General features: G+C 61.4%; 1 protein-coding gene. It reads left to right on the top strand.

Annotated elements, in window-relative coordinates:
• Positions 1-127: 127 nt before the first annotated feature.
• Positions 128-797 (top strand): 3,4-dihydroxy-2-butanone-4-phosphate synthase (gene ribB, locus ENZ74_RS33330; protein WP_127313361.1); only part of this gene is annotated, 670 nt, incomplete at its 3' end.

Genomic DNA, 797 nt, shown 5'->3' with positions numbered 1-797 from the left:
ACAGATAGGGGAATAGGGGAATAGGGGAATATGTTGCGCTCTTAGCCCGGCCGGCCAAATCTTTTTGCTTTTCCCTACTCCCTTACTGCCCTACTCCCTTATTCCCCTGCGAGCAAAGCGAGCACTTATGCCTTACGACCAGAAGAAAATCGTCGAAGCCCTGCGTGCTTTCGAACGCGGCGAGATCGTCGTCGTCATGGATGATGACGGGCGCGAGAACGAGGGCGACCTGATCGTCGCCGCTGTCCACTGCACGCCCGAAAAGATGGCGTTCATCGTTCGCCACACCTCCGGCATCGTCTGTACGCCGATGCCGCGCGAAGAAGCCAAGCGGCTGAACCTTGCCCCCATGGTCGCCGACAACGATTCCGCCCACACCACCGCTTTCACCGTCAGTGTCGATTTCAAGCATGGCACCACGACCGGCATCTCGGCCGAAGATCGCACTTTGACCGTTCGCAATCTTGCCAACGGCAATGTCGGTGGCTCGGATTTCGTCCGCCCCGGCCACATCTTCCCGCTGATCGCGCGCGAAGGCGGCGTGCTGATGCGCTCAGGCCATACCGAAGCAGCGGTCGATCTGTGCAAGCTCGCCGGCCTGCCGCCGGTTGGCGTCATTTCCGAGCTGGTCAATGATGACGGCACCGTCAAGCGCGGTCCGCAGGTGCAGGCTTTCGCCGAGGAGCATGGCCTCAAGCAGGTTTCGGTCGCCGACCTCATCGCCTACCGGCAGCGCAAGGAAACGCTGGTCGAACGCGTCGCCTGCTCGGAAATCGACACGCTCGGCGGCAAGGCAC

The sequence above is a fragment of the Mesorhizobium sp. M7A.F.Ca.CA.002.15.2.1 genome (assembly GCF_003998715.1).
Classification (GTDB): Bacteria; Pseudomonadota; Alphaproteobacteria; order Rhizobiales; family Rhizobiaceae; genus Mesorhizobium; species Mesorhizobium ciceri.
Note: the sequence above shows the minus strand (reverse complement) of the source record. Positions and strands in the feature narration are given on the sequence as shown.